Genomic DNA, 14,489 nt, shown 5'->3' with positions numbered 1-14,489 from the left:
TTGAAATACCACCCTTGTATGTTTGATGTTCTAACGCAGGGCCCTGAATCGGGCTCGCGGACAGTGCCTGGTGGGTAGTTTGACTGGGGCGGTCTCCTCCCAAAGAGTAACGGAGGAGCACGAAGGTTGGCTAATCCTGGTCGGACATCAGGAGGTTAGTGCAATGGCATAAGCCAGCTTAACTGCGAGACGGACAGGTCGAGCAGGTACGAAAGTAGGTCATAGTGATCCGGTGGTTCTGAATGGAAGGGCCATCGCTCAACGGATAAAAGGTACTCCGGGGATAACAGGCTGATACCGCCCAAGAGTTCATATCGACGGCGGTGTTTGGCACCTCGATGTCGGCTCATCACATCCTGGGGCTGAAGTCGGTCCCAAGGGTATGGCTGTTCGCCATTTAAAGTGGTACGCGAGCTGGGTTCAGAACGTCGTGAGACAGTTCGGTCCCTATCTGCCGTGGGCGTTGGATGATTGAAGGGAGTTGCTCCTAGTACGAGAGGACCGGAGTGAACGAACCTCTGGTGTTCGGGTTGTCACGCCAGTGGCACTGCCCGGTAGCTAAGTTCGGAATCGATAACCGCTGAAAGCATCTAAGCGGGAAGCGAGCCCTGAGATGAGTCATCCCTGACCCCTTGAGGGTCCTAAAGGGCCGTTGGAGACCACAACGTTGATAGGTGGGGTGTGTAAGCGCGGCGACGTGTTGAGCTAACCCATACTAATTACCCGTGAGGCTTAACCATACAACACCCAAGAAGTGTTTCTGGCCTTGTAGCGAATGAACGAACTACTAATTCAGTGATAATGACCAAGTCGTTACTCACGTCAGCTTTCTAGATTAAAGAATTTGCCTGGCGGCCATAGCGCCGTGGAACCACCTGATCCCATGCCGAACTCAGAAGTGAAACGCGGTAGCGCCGATGGTAGTGTGGCATTCGCCATGCGAGAGTAGGACACTGCCAGGCACCCAATTTCAAGATTACGCCCAGCGTGGTCTTTACCGGTTAGTATGCTGATATGGCTCAGTCGGTAGAGCGCATCCTTGGTAAGGATGAGGTCCCCAGTTCGATTCTGGGTATCAGCACCATTAAATAGAAAGCCTCCCTGAAAAGGGAGGCTTTTTTGCATCTGTCAGTTTTCTTATATCCCCCTACATTCCCTATTCCCGCACCCCCCCTCTGCTTGCAGTCGACACAGTTTATCTGCTGATTTGAGTCCCTGTGTGTTACTCATTTGACTGCTATTGATGGTTTTATCCAGAGATTTAACCATGATTGATTGACGTAAAACGTTTTACATGTAAAATCCGGCGCGTTTTGCCTATTACGTGGAGAGAGAGCATGGCGCAGGATAACGAATACTGTTTGGGGGCGGTACCCGCCAAAGGGCGCAAAGGTGTGCTTTCGCTGATGCTGGTGATGCTCGGCCTGACCTTCTTCTCTGCCAGCATGTGGACCGGTGGTGCGCTGGGTACCGGGCTGGTATTCGATGACTTCATCAAGGCAGTACTTATCGGCAACTTGTTGCTGGGTATCTACACCGCTTGTCTCGGTTATATCGGTGCCTCAACCGGCCTCTCTACCCATCTGCTGGCTCGTTATTCCTTTGGGGTGAAAGGTTCCTGGCTGCCATCCCTGCTGCTCGGCGGTACTCAGGTCGGCTGGTTTGGTGTTGGCGTGGCGATGTTTGCCCTGCCGGTGCAGAAGGCGACCGGCATAGATGTGAACTGGCTGATCGCCATTTCGGGCATGTTGATGACGGTGACCGTCTACTTCGGCATCTCCGCCCTGATGGTGCTGAGCTTTGTGGCCGTGCCAGCTATCGCCCTGCTCGGTGGCTACTCGGTCTGGCTGGCGGTGACCTCGACCGGTGGCATGGCTGCACTGCAGCAGGTACAACCAAGCAATCCCATCGAGTTCACCACGGCGTTGACCATGGTGGTCGGTTCCTTTATCAGTGCAGGAACCCTGACCGCCGACTTTGTCCGCTTTGGTCGCAAACCCTGGGGCGCCGTCATGATTACCATGGTGGCGTTTTTTTTGGGCAACACGCTAATGTTCGTCTTCGGTGCTGCCGGTGCGGCCGTGACCGGTCAGGCCGATATCTCGGAAGTGATGCTGATGCAGGGGCTGTTGATCCCCGCCATTCTGGTGCTGGGCCTCAATATCTGGACTACCAACGACAACGCTCTCTACGCCTCCGGCCTCGGTTTTGCCAATATTACCGGTCTCAAGAGCAAGCCCCTCAGCGTGATCAACGGCCTCATCGGTACGGCTTGCGCCCTCTGGCTTTACAACAACTTTGTCGGCTGGCTGGCCTTTTTGAGTACGGCAATTCCGCCGATCGGTGGCATTATCATCATGGATTTCCTGCTCAATCGTGAGCGTTACCGTCAATTTGCCGATCAGCAGTTCGAGACGGTCCGCTGGCAGGCGCTGGTCGCCACGGCAGTCGGGGTGGTTGTCGGCAAGTGGTTGCCGGGCATAGTGCCACTCAACGCGGTATTGGGCGCCGCCTTCACCTATTTCATTCTGGTTCGCCTCACCCAGCGGCCGGTTCTGGTACAGGAAGCTAACAAATGCTGATTCAACATATTCGTTTGGCCGATCGGGAAGGGTTTTGGCAGATCCGCTGTCAGGATGGGGTCATCACCGCCATCGAACCCCATGACGAACATGCCGTCGCCGGTCGGGTGCTGGACGGGGAGGGCGGTCTGGCGATTGCCCCCTTTATCGAACCCCACATTCACCTCGATACCACCCAGACGGCGGGCGAGCCGAGCTGGAATCTCTCCGGCACTCTGTTCGAGGGGATCGAGCGCTGGGCCGAGCGCAAGGCGCTGCTGACCCATGAGGATGTGAAACAGCGTGCCATCCAGACGCTGAAGTGGCAGATCGCCAACGGCATCCAGTTTGTCCGTACTCACGTCGATGTCTCCGATCCCAATCTGGTCGCGCTCAAGGCGATGCTGGAGGTGCGGGAGGAGATGAAGGTGTGGGTGGAGCTGCAGATCGTCGCCTTCCCGCAGGAGGGGATCCTCTCCTACCCGAATGGCAAGGCACTGCTGGAGGAGGCGCTCAAGCTGGGGGCCGATGTGATCGGTGCTATTCCCCATTTCGAGTTCACCCGGGAATATGGGGTCGAAAGTCTGCACTACATCTTCGATCTTGCGGAGAAGTATCAGGTTCTGGTCGATGTGCACTGCGACGAGATCGATGACGAGCAATCCCGTTTCATCGAGACGCTGGCGACTCTCGCCTACGAGCGGGGTATCGGCCATCGGGTGACGGCCAGTCACACCACCGCCATGCACTCTTACAACGGCGCTTATGCTTCCCGCCTGTTCCGGCTGCTCAAGATGGCAGACATCAACTTCGTGGCCAATCCGCTGGTGAACATTCACCTGCAGGGGCGCTTCGATACCTATCCCAAACGTCGCGGCATTACCCGGGTTAAGGAGATGCTGGAGGCGAACATCAACGTCTGCTTCGGTCACGACGATGTGTTTGATCCCTGGTACCCCATGGGCACCGCCAACATGTTGCAGGTGCTGCACATGGGGCTGCATGTCTGCCAGATCATGGGCTACGAGCAGATCAACGACGGTCTGAAGCTGATCAGCAGCCACAGCGCCCGCACCCTGAACGTGCAGGATCGTTATGGCATAGAGGTGGGCAAACCGGCCAACCTGTTGATCCTGCCTGCCGACAACGGCTTCGATGCGGTGCGCCGTCAAGTGCCGGTGCGTTACTCGATCCGCCACGGCAAGGTGATTGCCCAGACCCGCCCGGCCCAGACCGAAATCGTGCTGGGTGAGCCCGAGCCCATCGATTTTCGCCGCTGAGATTTCAATCAGGCCGGATGGCGATTAGTTCCGCCTCTGGGCACAAGGGCCGCCATTGCGACATAATGGCGGTCTGACCCTGAGGGAGTGACACCATGCAAACCTGGTTCTATGTTGCTGCAGGGGGCGCCATCGGCGCCTGCCTTCGTTTTGGGATTGCCGAACTGATGGCCTTGCTGCTGGGGCGCCACTTTCCTTACGGGACTCTGGTGGTCAACGTGGTGGGCTCTTTCATCATGGGGGTGGCGTTCGCCCTCATCAGCCATGGTCACGTGGTGGAACACCCGATGAAGCCGCTGCTGATGGTGGGGATCCTCGGTGCCCTGACCACATTTTCTTCCTTTGCCCTCGATACGGTAGTGCTGGCTCAACATGGGGCCTATCTGAAAGCACTGCTCAATATCGGTCTCAATCTCTTCCTCTGTCTGGCCATGGTGGTGCTGGGCATGCAGTTGGTTGCGAGCCGGGTTTAAGGTGTCCGGACGCCAGTGGCTCTGGTAAACTGGCGGCCATTCTTTGCTCTATGGGTGTTTAAGGGATGTCAGAACAAGCAACGACAACGCATTTTGGCTTTAAAACCGTGGCCGCGACCGAGAAGGAAACTCTGGTAGCAGGTGTCTTCCATTCGGTGGCAGCCAAGTATGATCTGATGAACGATCTGATGTCGTTCGGCATCCACCGCCTGTGGAAGCGCTTCACCATCGATTGTTCCGGTGTGCGCAAGGGCCAGAAGGTGCTGGATCTGGCCGGTGGTACCGGTGACTTGACCGCCAAGTTCTCCCGCATCGTCGGCGAGACCGGTCAGGTGGTGCTGGCGGATATCAACGACTCCATGCTGAAAGTGGGCCGCGACAAGCTGCGTAATCTGGGGGTCGCCAACAACGTCTCCTACGTGCAGGCCAATGCCGAGGCGCTCCCCTTCCCGGATAACCACTTCGACGTGATTACCATCGGCTTCGGACTGCGCAACGTCACCGACAAGGACAAGGCGCTCGCCTCCATGTTCCGGGTGCTCAAGCCGGGTGGCCGTCTGCTGGTGCTGGAGTTCTCCAAGCCGGTCAGTGAAGTGATCGCCAAGCTCTATGACCTCTACTCCTTCAAACTGCTGCCGAAAATGGGCGAAATCGTCGCGAACGACAGTGAAAGCTACAAATATCTGGCAGAGTCCATCCGCATGCACCCGGATCAGCAGACCCTGGCTGGCATGATGGAAAATGTCGGTTTCGAGCAGGTGGAGTACTTCAATCTGACTCAGGGTGTGGTCGCCCTGCACCGCGGTTACAAGTTTTAAGGTTGCCTATGCCGATGGATGCCATGGTCACCGCGGTGATCGAAACCAGCCTCAACCAGTTGCTGGTGCTGGACAAACAGAGTCCGGAGCGGCTGCGCAAACTGGTGGGCAAGGTGCTCAAGCTGGAGCTGCGTGAACTCAAGCCGCTCTGGTTCGTCTTCTCCGAGCGTCGGCTGGATGTGCTGGCCCAGCATGAAGGGGAGGCGGATGCGGTGCTCAGTCTCTCCCTGACCGCCCTCGGTCTGCTGAAAGACCCGTCCGCCCTGACCCGTTATATCCGCGAGGAGAAGCTGGATCTGAGCGGTGATCCCCAGCTGGTGCAGGCATTCAGCGTGCTGCTGGGTGAGCTGGATATCGACTGGGAGGAGGAGCTGTCGCGCTATACCGGCGACGTGCTGGCCCACACCCTGTTCAGCGGTGCCCGTCAGGCGCGTCGTCTGGTCGGCCGCGAACTGTGCCGCACCCGCAGCCAGCTGGCGGAATATCTGACCGAAGAGGCCCGCCTCGCCCCCGGCCCACTGGAAGTGGCGAGTTTCAACGATGACGTCGAGGTGCTGGCCCAGCAGCTCAAGGCCGTCGAACTGCGGCTGGCCCGCTTCGAACAGCAGGTGACCTGATGACCCCGAAGGAGTTCAAACGCCTCTATCGCATCATCACCATCCTGCTGGAGCAGGGCATCGACGAGCTGGTGCCCGCCCGCTATCAACCCTGGCCGGGTCGTCTGGCCCGTCGCTCCCTGTTCTGGCTCAAGAACAGGCAACCGGATCTCAGTCGCGGTGCCCGTATTCGCCTCGCCTTCGAGGCCCTTGGCCCCATCTTCATCAAGTTTGGCCAGATGCTCTCGACCCGCCGCGACCTGCTGCCGCCGGATATCGCCGAAGAGCTTGCCCTGCTGCAAGACAGGGTGCCCCCCTTCTGTGGTCAGGCGGCGCGCCAGCAGATCGAGCTGAGCCTGGGTTGTCCCATCGAAACCCTGTTTGACGACTTCGACGAGACGCCGCTGGCATCGGCCTCCATCGCGCAGGTGCATATTGCCCGGCTGAAGGAGAGTGGCCGCGAGATCGTCATCAAGGTGATCCGTCCCGACATCGAGCCGGTCATCGAGGCTGACCTGCGGTTGATGCAGGCGCTGGCCCGTCTGGTGGCCCGCTTCGTGCCCCAGAGCGCGCGACTGCGCCCCATCGAGGTGGTGGAGGAGTATCGCAAGACTATCCTCGACGAGCTGAATCTGATGCGCGAAGCGGCCAACGCCATCCAGCTACGCCGCAATTTCACCGGCTCAGAGGCGCTCTATGTGCCTGAAATCATCACCGACCTCTGCCGCGAGCAGGTGCTGGTGATGGAGCGCATCTACGGTATTCCGGTCTCCGATATCCCGGCTCTGGAAGCCAACGGCACCAATATGAAGTTGCTGGCCGAGCGCGGGGTGGAGGTCTTCTTCACCCAGGTGTTCCGCGACAGCTTCTTCCACGCCGATATGCACCCGGGCAACATCTTCGTCTCTTACGAACATCCGGAAAACCCGCTCTGGATAGGCATCGACTGCGGCATCGTCGGTACCCTCAACCGGGAAGACAAGCGCTATCTGGCGGAGAACTTCCTCGCCTTCTTCAACCGAGACTATCGTCGGGTGGCAGAGCTGCACGTGGAGTCGGGCTGGGTACCGGCAGACACCAAGGTGGACGAGTTCGAGTTCGCCATCCGCACCGTGCTGGAGCCCATCTTCGAGAAGCCGCTCTCCGAAATTTCGTTCGGTCACGTGCTGCTCAACCTGTTCAACACCGCGCGTCGCTTCCATATGACGGTGCAGCCGCAGCTGGTGCTGCTGCAAAAGACCCTGCTCTATGTGGAAGGGTTGGGGCGTCAGCTCTACCCGCAGCTCGATTTGTGGCAGACCGCCAAGCCGTTCCTCGAAAACTGGATGCACGAACAGGTAGGGCCCAAGTCGGTATTGAACGCCATCAAGGAGAAGGCGCCATTCTGGGCGGAGAAGCTGCCGGAGCTGCCGGAGCTGGTCTATGAGACCCTGCGTCAGACCCGTCATCAGCAGCGTCATTTCGACCAGATGTTTGCCGAGTTCCGCCGTCACAGCCGTCGGCAGGGGCAGGCCCGCTACCTCTTAGGGGTTGGAGCCAGCCTGCTATTGGCGGGTGTATTCTTGCTGACCCAAAAACAACACATTGAGTGGGGACAAGCCAGTCTCGCCGGTGCAGCCCTCTGCTGGCTGGTCGGCTGGTTGCGAACCCGTTCCCATTAATCAACAACCGCGCCGTCAGGCGCCTGTTCTGGAGAGAAAATCATGGGTGGTATCAGTATTTGGCAATTGTTGATCATTGCAGTCATCGTCGTGCTGCTGTTCGGTACCAAGAAACTGCGCGGCATTGGCGGTGATCTGGGCGCGGCGGTCAAAGGGTTCAAGAAAGCCCTCTCCGACGAGCCGGCTGATGCCAAGGCCGAGCAGAAAGATGCCGAGTTTCCCCCGAAACAGCTGAACGAAGCGGCCACTCAGAGCAGTGAGACCGCCAAGCAGAAAGACAAAGACCAGGCCTAAGCCATGTTCGATATCGGTTTTTGGGAGCTGGTCGTTATCGGTGTGGTAGCACTGGTGGTACTGGGGCCCGAGCGGCTGCCGGTTGCCATCCGCACGGCTACCCACTGGATCCGCCTCATTCGTTCGACCGCGAACTCGGTCAAGTCCGAGCTGGAGCAGGAGCTCAAGTTGCAAGAGCTGCATAACGACCTGAAGAAGGCCGAACAGTTGCAGATGAGCAACCTGAGCCCCGAGCTGCAGGAGTCCATCGAACAGCTCAAGGCGGCGGCCCAGTCGGTCAATCGCCCCTATCAGGTGGAGAACGAGATCCGTCCGCCGCGCCCCGAGCCGGTCGCCCAGGCTGAGCCTGCCACGCCGGTTGAGCCTGCGGTGCAGCTGAGCCACGACGTGCCGCCGGTCAACAGCCTGCGGGAGAGTGAGCCGGTGCCGGTCAGCGACTCCGCAGTAAAAGGGGAGGTGAAGCCATGAGTCAGGCCGAACAACCCCTGATCAGCCATCTGGTTGAGCTGAGAACCCGTTTGCTGCGCTCCATTACCGCCATCCTCGTGGTGTTTCTGGCGCTGATCTACTTCTCCAACAACATCTACGACTTCGTGGCCCAGCCGCTGCTCAGCCAGTTGCCGGAAGGGACCAGCATGATCGCGACGGATGTGGCGACCCCCTTCCTGACGCCGATCAAGCTGACCCTGGTGGTCTCCTTCTTCGTGGCGATCCCCTATCTGCTCTATCAGGCCTGGGCCTTTATCGCCCCCGGTCTGTACCAGCATGAGCGGCGCCTGATCATGCCGTTGGTGGTCTCCAGTGCCCTGCTGTTCTATGCGGGGATGGCGTTCGCCTACTACGTGGTGTTCCCGCTGGTGTTCGGTTTCTTCACCAGTACCGCCCCTGCCGGGGTGACGGTGGCGACCGACATCGCCAGCTATCTGGACTTCGTACTGACCCTGTTCTTCGCGTTCGGGGTGGCGTTCGAAATTCCGGTGGCTACCATACTGCTCTGCTGGACCGGCGTGACCACACCGCAAAACCTGAAGGAGAAACGTCCCTACGTTATCGTCGGGGTGTTTGTGGTCGGCATGCTGCTGACGCCGCCTGATGTCTTCTCCCAGACCCTGCTCGCCATCCCGATGTGGGCGCTGTGGGAAATTGGTCTGTTCTTCGCCCGCTTCTACGTGAAGAAAGAGGATGAAGAGCAACAGGAACAACCGGATGTGGAGAGCTGAAGCTCTGTTCGTCACCTGTTTGCCGGACGGCGAGAGGATGACGAAGTCCGCAGGAATAGCAGAGCGAGGGGAGCTGAGGCTCCCTTCCTCTTTTCATGCTCCCATTCGAGGCGTATGGTAAGACCCCATTCGGTAGATGGTTTTCAAATACCTGATATGTATTCCTTTTGTTCGGAACGTCTCATTCCATGATCGATATCGGTTTAAACCTGACCAGCAGCCAGTTCGCCGGTGAACAGCCTGAGCTGGTGGCCCGTGCCCGCGCCGCCGGAGTGGAAGCGCTGATCCTCACCGGTACCGATCTGGCTGGCAGCCGCGAGAGCGCCGGGTTGGCCGCCCGCTGGCCGGGCTACTGCTTCTCCACCGCCGGGGTGCATCCTCACGATGCCAGGAGTATCGATGAGGCGACCCTGCCCGCCCTGCGTGAGCTGGCGGCGCTGCCGCAGGTGGTGGCTATTGGCGAGTGCGGCCTCGACTACAACCGCGACTTCTCACCCCGTCCGGTGCAGGACGCTGTGTTCGACGCCCAGCTGGCACTGGCCGCCGAGCTTGGGATGCCGGTGTTTCTGCATTGTCGAGATGCGCACGCCCGTTTTATCGAGATCCTCCGCCCCTGGTTGCCGAAGCTGCCGGGAGCCGTGCTGCACTGCTTTACCGGTTCCGATGAGGAGCTGGACGAGTGTCTGGCGCTGGGGCTGCATATCGGGGTGACCGGCTGGCTCTGCGACGAGCGCCGTGGTCAGCTGCTGCGCGAACAGGTAGCCCGCATTCCGGCCGGTCGGCTGATGATCGAGACCGATGCCCCCTATCTGGTGCCGCGGGATCTGAAACCGCGCCCGAAACGCAACGAACCCGCTTTTTTGCCGCACATCGCCCAGGTGGTGGCGGCCTGTCGTGGTGAAGCGCCCGAGGCCTTGCTGGCCCACACCCGGGCCACCTCCGCCGCGTTCTTCCAACTTCCTCTCCAGGAGTGATTCATGGCTACAACTCTTCCGGGCGCCTTTCCGGGCCGCCGCCTGCGCCGTCTGCGCAAACATGATTTCAGCCGTCGTCTGGTGCGCGAGAACGTACTGACCGTCAACGATCTCATCTATCCGGTGTTCGTGCTGGAGGGGGAGAACCGTCGGGAAGCCGTTCCCTCCATGCCGGGGGTGGAGCGTCTCTCCATCGATCTGCTGCTGGAAGAGGCTGCCGAGCTGGTGGAGCTGGGCGTGCCTGCCATCGCCCTGTTCCCGGTGACCCCGCTGGAGAGCAAGAGCCTGATGGCGGAAGAGGCCTACAACCCGAACGGGCTGGCCCAGCGCACCGTGCGCGCCCTCAAGGCTCGCTTCCCAGAGCTCGGGGTCATCACCGACGTGGCGCTCGATCCGTTCACCACCCACGGTCAGGACGGCATCATCGATGACGAAGGCTATGTGCTGAACGACATCACCACCGAGATCCTGATCAAGCAGGCGCTCTCCCACGCCGAAGCCGGGGTCGATATAGTCGCGCCGTCCGACATGATGGATGGCCGCATCGGTGCCATCCGCGCCGCGCTGGAAGAGAACGGCTTCATCAACACCCAGATCATGGCCTACTCCGCCAAGTACGCTTCCTGCTACTACGGCCCGTTCCGCGATGCGGTTGGCTCTGCCGGCAACCTCGGCAAGAGCAACAAGGCCACCTATCAGATGGATCCGGCCAACAGTAACGAAGCCCTGCACGAAGTGGCGCTGGATATTCAGGAAGGGGCCGACAGCGTGATGGTCAAGCCGGGTATGCCCTATCTGGACGTGGTTCGTCAGGTGAAGGATCAGTTCGGCGTGCCGACCTTCGCCTATCAGGTGAGCGGCGAGTACGCCATGCACATGGCAGCGATCCAGAACGGCTGGCTGAAAGAGAAGGAGACCATCATGGAGTCCCTGCTCTGCTTCAAGCGGGCCGGGGCCGATGGCATCCTCACCTACTTCGCCAAGCGCGTGGCGCAGTGGCTGAAGGAAGATGCCCGTTAAGCCGGGTTGAAGAGAGAAACGAGAGGGGGAGCCGATGGCTCCCCCTCTGTCGTTATGGCTCTCTTTTGGTCACGAGCGGCTGATTACAGCTTGGTCCAGGCATCGCTCCAGTGGCTGCCGGTACCCGGGGCATAGTGGCTGGTCGAGCCGCCACACCAGCCGCTGTACGGCCAGGGTTTGCACTCGTAGTCGCCACCGGCATTGCTGACCCGTTCACCACTCTGATAAGCGGTGCCCGCAACATAGGCCGGGTAGCTGCCGTTACCACCGTCACTGTCACCACCTGGAGCCTGTTCCACCAACGTCAGGGTGAAGCGGCGCTCGAAGCCCTGCTTGCTCCCCTCCGCCATGCCCGCCAGCAACAGCTCGTAACTGCCGGCCGCTAGGCCTGACTGCGTCAGCTGCAGGGAACCCTGACCATCTATCAGAGCGCTGCCGGTAGCGACCGGATTGCCATCCTGCAACAGGGTCGCGGTGACGGTCACCGGGTTGGCGGTGGTCAGCGTCAGGCTGAAGTCGAGCGCGCCGTTAACGATGGAATATTCAGACGCCAGGTCGGTGACGGTGAAGTCACTGCTGCTACCGGTAGTGGGCAGGATGAAGTCTCCGCTCAGGTAGGTCAGACCGGTCCAGCCGGAGCTGGTCAGCCAGTGCTTGCCATTGGTCTGATAGACGTTGGGCAACTGGGTGCACTGTTTGTTGTCATTGACGAAGCCGATACCGTAAAAGCCCGCCACATTCTTGTAGCAGAGCTGGCGACCATTCTGGTGCAGCACTGGCTGGTCCAGCTTGCCCTTGTGGTGGAGTGACAGCCAGTCAAACTGGTTGATGGCCGAGACCAGCGGCACAAACTGGCCATCGGGCTGACGATAGCGGATCAGGGAACCGGCATCACAGAGCAGACCATCAGCCTGCTGTTCGACGTAGCCGTAGTACTGCTCGCCATCCTGGAAGGTGAACCGGCAGAGATTGCGTTTCTCCGACTCCTTGGGGATCCAGCCCATCAGCAGTCGTTCCTGATTGTTCAGGGCCGCCAGCTGCCCGGCACTGAAGTCGCTGCCGTTGGCTACCCAGCCTTGCGGCATGGTGGAGAATTGCATGAAGTAGTGGTCGGTATAGTACATGTGGCTGTCAGCGCGGTGCTTGCGAGCCCCCTGACTGACCGAGTTGTAGCGATAGATGTCGTTTTCCGGCTTGTGGAAGCCATTGAGATCATCGTCCAGATAGGGCAGGTCGCCCTTGCGGATATGGTAGTTGGCCATGCCCGTCATCAGGGGATGCCAGCCGTGGCTGCCACGGGCAAACGCGCTCTCATGGCTGTAGGACTTCCCATCGAAGCCGTGGCCAAATTCGTGGGCAATGATGCCCCAGCCGCCGTAGTAGTGGCTGACAAAGTTAAAGGTATCGACCCCGGTGATGCCACCACTCCCGAGCCCGCCCCCCATGGCGGTGATCCCCAGGTTGAGGTAGGGGCGCTTCATCAGGCTGTGGTAGTAGTAGTCATAATCGGCTGCCGTAAAGATCCCGCTCGGCACATAGCTGTTGCCGCCATTGCCGAACATCTCGTAGCCGTTCACCGCCTTGAAGTTGTACCAGACGTGTTTGAACTCCTCGGTCGAGACCATGTAGGCCAGGTTGGTGGCGATGATCAGCCACTCGCGGGCGTAGAGGGCGTTGATGGGGCGCCAGGAGCCGCTGGTGTTGGTGGCGAAGCGCACGTTCCAGCTTGGCTTGAGGCGTGCCAGCTTCTGGGCAAACGGATCCGAGTTGGAGCTGAACCTGTGCTCGAACTGGGCAGGCAGATTGATGCTGTTGTCGAGCAGGTTGTTGAGATCAAACACGCCATCGCGGCTGGCGCTGTTGAAGCGTCCCTGCTCGCCAAAGGCGGTCAGTGGTAGGGTGATTTGGGCATAGGCGGGCAGGCGATCGAGCTGGCCCAGGATCAGCCACTTGTTGATACCGTTCAGGCGTGACTCGATATTGATGTCATGCAGCTCTCTGGCGGCATAGTTGGTGATGCGCACCGTGTCGTTATCAAGCAGCTCGGTCTTGACCAGCGAATTGATATTGACCGAACGCTGGGCGCGATCGATCAACACCTCGTAGGGTTCATCATTGCGCAGTATGTAGCTGACTGCGGCCGGCATCAGCTGATCGAAGATCAGCGGGCGAGCCGGCAACTGCTCGTCGGCCGTGAAGCTGATCTCCTTGCTCAGCAGCTGGTTGAAACCCAGGCCGCGTTCGTTGGCGGTGACAAGCGCCGAGCCCGCCAGCTGGAGATCTTTCAGTGCCGCCACGGGCTGCCGGTTGATCTCCCGGACAGTAAAGGTCGGGTTCTTGAACTGAAAGTCGTTGGCGATCAGGGTATCGACATCATGCCACTCGATGCGGTCCTTGAAGTTCACCACCAGCCGATCGCCATCCATGTCGATTTTTTGCAGATTGCTGTCAGCGATCACCTGCTCAGGCGCCAGCGGTGTGTTGCTGGCGATGGCATCAGCCAGTTTGCGCAAGTCATAGATGTAGTAGTTTTTGCCGGCGGTGTGGGCCAGCAGATAGTCACCCACCTGATGGAGTTGCACCAGACGGTGGCTGTATTTTCCTTCAAAGGCGAGCCGACCGGCGATGGGGGTCTTGAGGCTGTTCTCCGGCGTCACATCCTGCTGGCGGTAGACCTTGATCTCGCTCAGCGCATCGGCCACCAGCACGTAATCCTGATTGGCAAAGACTGCTTGGGCTCGGTGCAGGCTGTTGCTGCCGGAATCCCGACCGGTTCCCAGGGTGGTGACATGGCGATGCTCGTCGGCCAGATCGAAGATATCGACCCGGTGCGAGTAGCGCGAGACCACGTAGAGCAGGTTGTTCCGGACAAACAGTTCACTGACCTGGTTGTAGGCCGTGGCATTGCCGGTTTCGGTGCCGCGGATCTCGCCAATCTGCTGGCGGCTCGGGATATCGATAATGGCCACATGGCCCGGATTGCCGTTCTGGCTGACATAGAGCCGATCCTGATAGCGCTCGACCGCCGTGATCAGGCTGGCGTCCAGCCCCAGCTGGTCGGCCGCCAGCTCCTCGCCTTTGTCCATATATTGCAGCGAGGTGGCAAACGAGTTGACGCTGCAGGAGCTGGTCTCCATCACCACCCGGGTGCGTTCGCCATTCTGGATCTGGCCGTGGGGGAAGTACTCCAGCAGACAGCCGTTGCCGTAGTCATAGTTGCCAAAGCGCTTGTTGACCGCTACGACCCCACCGTCGTACCAGGTCAGCTCCCACTCCTCATCGAAGAAATCAAAGACGTTACGAATGGCTGTTTCGTCGAAAAAGTGGGGTTTGGGCAGATCGAACAGGATGTGGTTATCCGCCGTCAGCGGGTAGAGCAGGCCGTTGATGGCAAGGTGGCGCTTGCCATCCTTGATGATCACATTCTGCTCGTCAGCCGCACTCTGATGCAGCGCGGCGAGGAGCGCCGTCATCTGCTCGTAGTGCTCCTGATAGGTTTGTTTGAAATAGGCTTGTTCGCGCTCATCGGCCACGACATGGGCCGACAGCAGCAAACCGAGCAGGGTGGCAAGCTTGGTGGTTCTTGGCATGG

12 protein-coding genes, 1 tRNA gene and 2 rRNA genes (1 of these 15 cut by a window edge) are annotated in these 14,489 nt (G+C 59.5%); 14 read left to right on the top strand and 1 reads right to left on the bottom strand.

Features of this window, described 5'->3' with window-relative positions; genetic code table 11:
- From WBR25_RS20770 to hemB, 14 genes are all read left to right on the top strand, one after another.
- Positions 1-740: ribosomal RNA gene (locus WBR25_RS20770) — 23S ribosomal RNA — on the top strand (it extends 2,150 nt beyond the left edge of the window).
- A gap of 107 nt (positions 741-847) precedes the next feature.
- Positions 848-962 (top strand): 5S ribosomal RNA (gene rrf, locus WBR25_RS20765).
- A 46-nt stretch (positions 963-1,008) separates the two neighbouring features.
- Positions 1,009-1,084 (top strand) — tRNA-Thr (locus tag WBR25_RS20760).
- 253 nt (positions 1,085-1,337) lie between these two features.
- Complete coding sequence (gene codB / locus WBR25_RS20755) at positions 1,338-2,582, top strand: cytosine permease (protein WP_479749132.1); 1,245 nt, start codon at positions 1,338-1,340, stop codon at positions 2,580-2,582.
- Positions 2,576-3,841 (top strand): cytosine deaminase, encoded by a 1,266-nt coding sequence (locus WBR25_RS20750; RefSeq protein WP_479749131.1) that lies wholly within the window; start codon positions 2,576-2,578, stop codon positions 3,839-3,841. Before codB ends, WBR25_RS20750 begins: the two co-directional genes overlap by 7 nt.
- Before the next feature lie 95 nt (positions 3,842-3,936).
- On the top strand, positions 3,937-4,314 hold the full coding sequence (gene crcB, locus WBR25_RS20745; RefSeq protein ID WP_005339378.1) for a fluoride efflux transporter CrcB: 378 nt from the start codon (positions 3,937-3,939) through the stop codon (positions 4,312-4,314).
- A gap of 65 nt (positions 4,315-4,379) precedes the next feature.
- Positions 4,380-5,132, top strand: coding sequence for a bifunctional demethylmenaquinone methyltransferase/2-methoxy-6-polyprenyl-1,4-benzoquinol methylase UbiE (gene ubiE, locus WBR25_RS20740; protein ID WP_005342396.1), 753 nt, complete (start codon positions 4,380-4,382; stop codon positions 5,130-5,132).
- Positions 5,133-5,140: 8 nt separating this feature from the next.
- Positions 5,141-5,749: a ubiquinone biosynthesis accessory factor UbiJ gene (locus WBR25_RS20735; protein WP_129504992.1), complete on the top strand. Its 609-nt coding sequence runs from the start codon at positions 5,141-5,143 to the stop codon at positions 5,747-5,749.
- Positions 5,749-7,389: a ubiquinone biosynthesis regulatory protein kinase UbiB gene (gene ubiB, locus WBR25_RS20730; protein WP_479749128.1), complete on the top strand. Its 1,641-nt coding sequence runs from the start codon at positions 5,749-5,751 to the stop codon at positions 7,387-7,389. The genes WBR25_RS20735 and ubiB overlap by 1 nt, the downstream gene beginning before the upstream one ends.
- 42 nt (positions 7,390-7,431) lie before the next feature.
- Positions 7,432-7,683 (top strand): Sec-independent protein translocase subunit TatA, encoded by a 252-nt coding sequence (tatA, locus tag WBR25_RS20725; protein WP_005339385.1) that lies wholly within the window; start codon positions 7,432-7,434, stop codon positions 7,681-7,683.
- 3 nt (positions 7,684-7,686) lie between these two features.
- A complete protein-coding gene (tatB, locus tag WBR25_RS20720; RefSeq protein WP_075116391.1) occupies positions 7,687-8,151 on the top strand; it encodes a Sec-independent protein translocase protein TatB in 465 nt (154 codons plus the stop codon).
- Positions 8,148-8,903 carry a twin-arginine translocase subunit TatC gene (tatC, locus tag WBR25_RS20715; protein ID WP_040098487.1) on the top strand — a complete coding sequence of 252 codons (756 nt, stop codon included), beginning with the start codon at positions 8,148-8,150 and terminating at the stop codon, positions 8,901-8,903. The genes tatB and tatC overlap by 4 nt, the downstream gene beginning before the upstream one ends.
- A gap of 188 nt (positions 8,904-9,091) precedes the next feature.
- Entirely contained in the window at positions 9,092-9,877 is a 786-nt protein-coding gene (locus tag WBR25_RS20710; protein ID WP_479749126.1) for a TatD family hydrolase, read from the top strand.
- 3 nt (positions 9,878-9,880) lie between these two features.
- Positions 9,881-10,897 carry a porphobilinogen synthase gene (gene hemB, locus WBR25_RS20705; RefSeq protein ID WP_005357271.1) on the top strand — a complete coding sequence of 339 codons (1,017 nt, stop codon included), beginning with the start codon at positions 9,881-9,883 and terminating at the stop codon, positions 10,895-10,897.
- Between the two features lie 83 nt (positions 10,898-10,980).
- Here the strand turns inward: hemB and WBR25_RS20700 are convergent, their stop codons facing one another.
- Positions 10,981-14,487, bottom strand: coding sequence for a YncE family protein (locus WBR25_RS20700; protein WP_479749124.1), 3,507 nt, complete (start codon positions 14,485-14,487; stop codon positions 10,981-10,983).
- Positions 14,488-14,489 lie beyond the last annotated feature (2 nt).

The sequence above is a fragment of the Aeromonas sp. MTB genome (assembly GCF_056632455.1).
This window is presented reverse-complemented; position numbering and strand designations above follow the sequence as displayed.

Bases quoted from the DNA above. Each gene is read 5' to 3' on its own strand.
- codB (WP_479749132.1), top strand. From the start codon at position 1,338: ATGGCGCAGGATAACGAATACTGTTTGGGGGCGGTACCCGCCAAAGGG.
- WBR25_RS20750 (WP_479749131.1), top strand. From the start codon at position 2,576: ATGCTGATTCAACATATTCGTTTGGCCGATCGGGAAGGGTTTTGGCAG.
- crcB (WP_005339378.1), top strand. From the start codon at position 3,937: ATGCAAACCTGGTTCTATGTTGCTGCAGGGGGCGCCATCGGCGCCTGC.
- ubiE (WP_005342396.1), top strand. From the start codon at position 4,380: ATGTCAGAACAAGCAACGACAACGCATTTTGGCTTTAAAACCGTGGCC.
- WBR25_RS20735 (WP_129504992.1), top strand. From the start codon at position 5,141: ATGCCGATGGATGCCATGGTCACCGCGGTGATCGAAACCAGCCTCAAC.
- ubiB (WP_479749128.1), top strand. From the start codon at position 5,749: ATGACCCCGAAGGAGTTCAAACGCCTCTATCGCATCATCACCATCCTG.
- tatA (WP_005339385.1), top strand. From the start codon at position 7,432: ATGGGTGGTATCAGTATTTGGCAATTGTTGATCATTGCAGTCATCGTC.
- tatB (WP_075116391.1), top strand. From the start codon at position 7,687: ATGTTCGATATCGGTTTTTGGGAGCTGGTCGTTATCGGTGTGGTAGCA.
- tatC (WP_040098487.1), top strand. From the start codon at position 8,148: ATGAGTCAGGCCGAACAACCCCTGATCAGCCATCTGGTTGAGCTGAGA.
- WBR25_RS20710 (WP_479749126.1), top strand. From the start codon at position 9,092: ATGATCGATATCGGTTTAAACCTGACCAGCAGCCAGTTCGCCGGTGAA.
- hemB (WP_005357271.1), top strand. From the start codon at position 9,881: ATGGCTACAACTCTTCCGGGCGCCTTTCCGGGCCGCCGCCTGCGCCGT.
- WBR25_RS20700 (WP_479749124.1), bottom strand. From the start codon at position 14,487: ATGCCAAGAACCACCAAGCTTGCCACCCTGCTCGGTTTGCTGCTGTCG.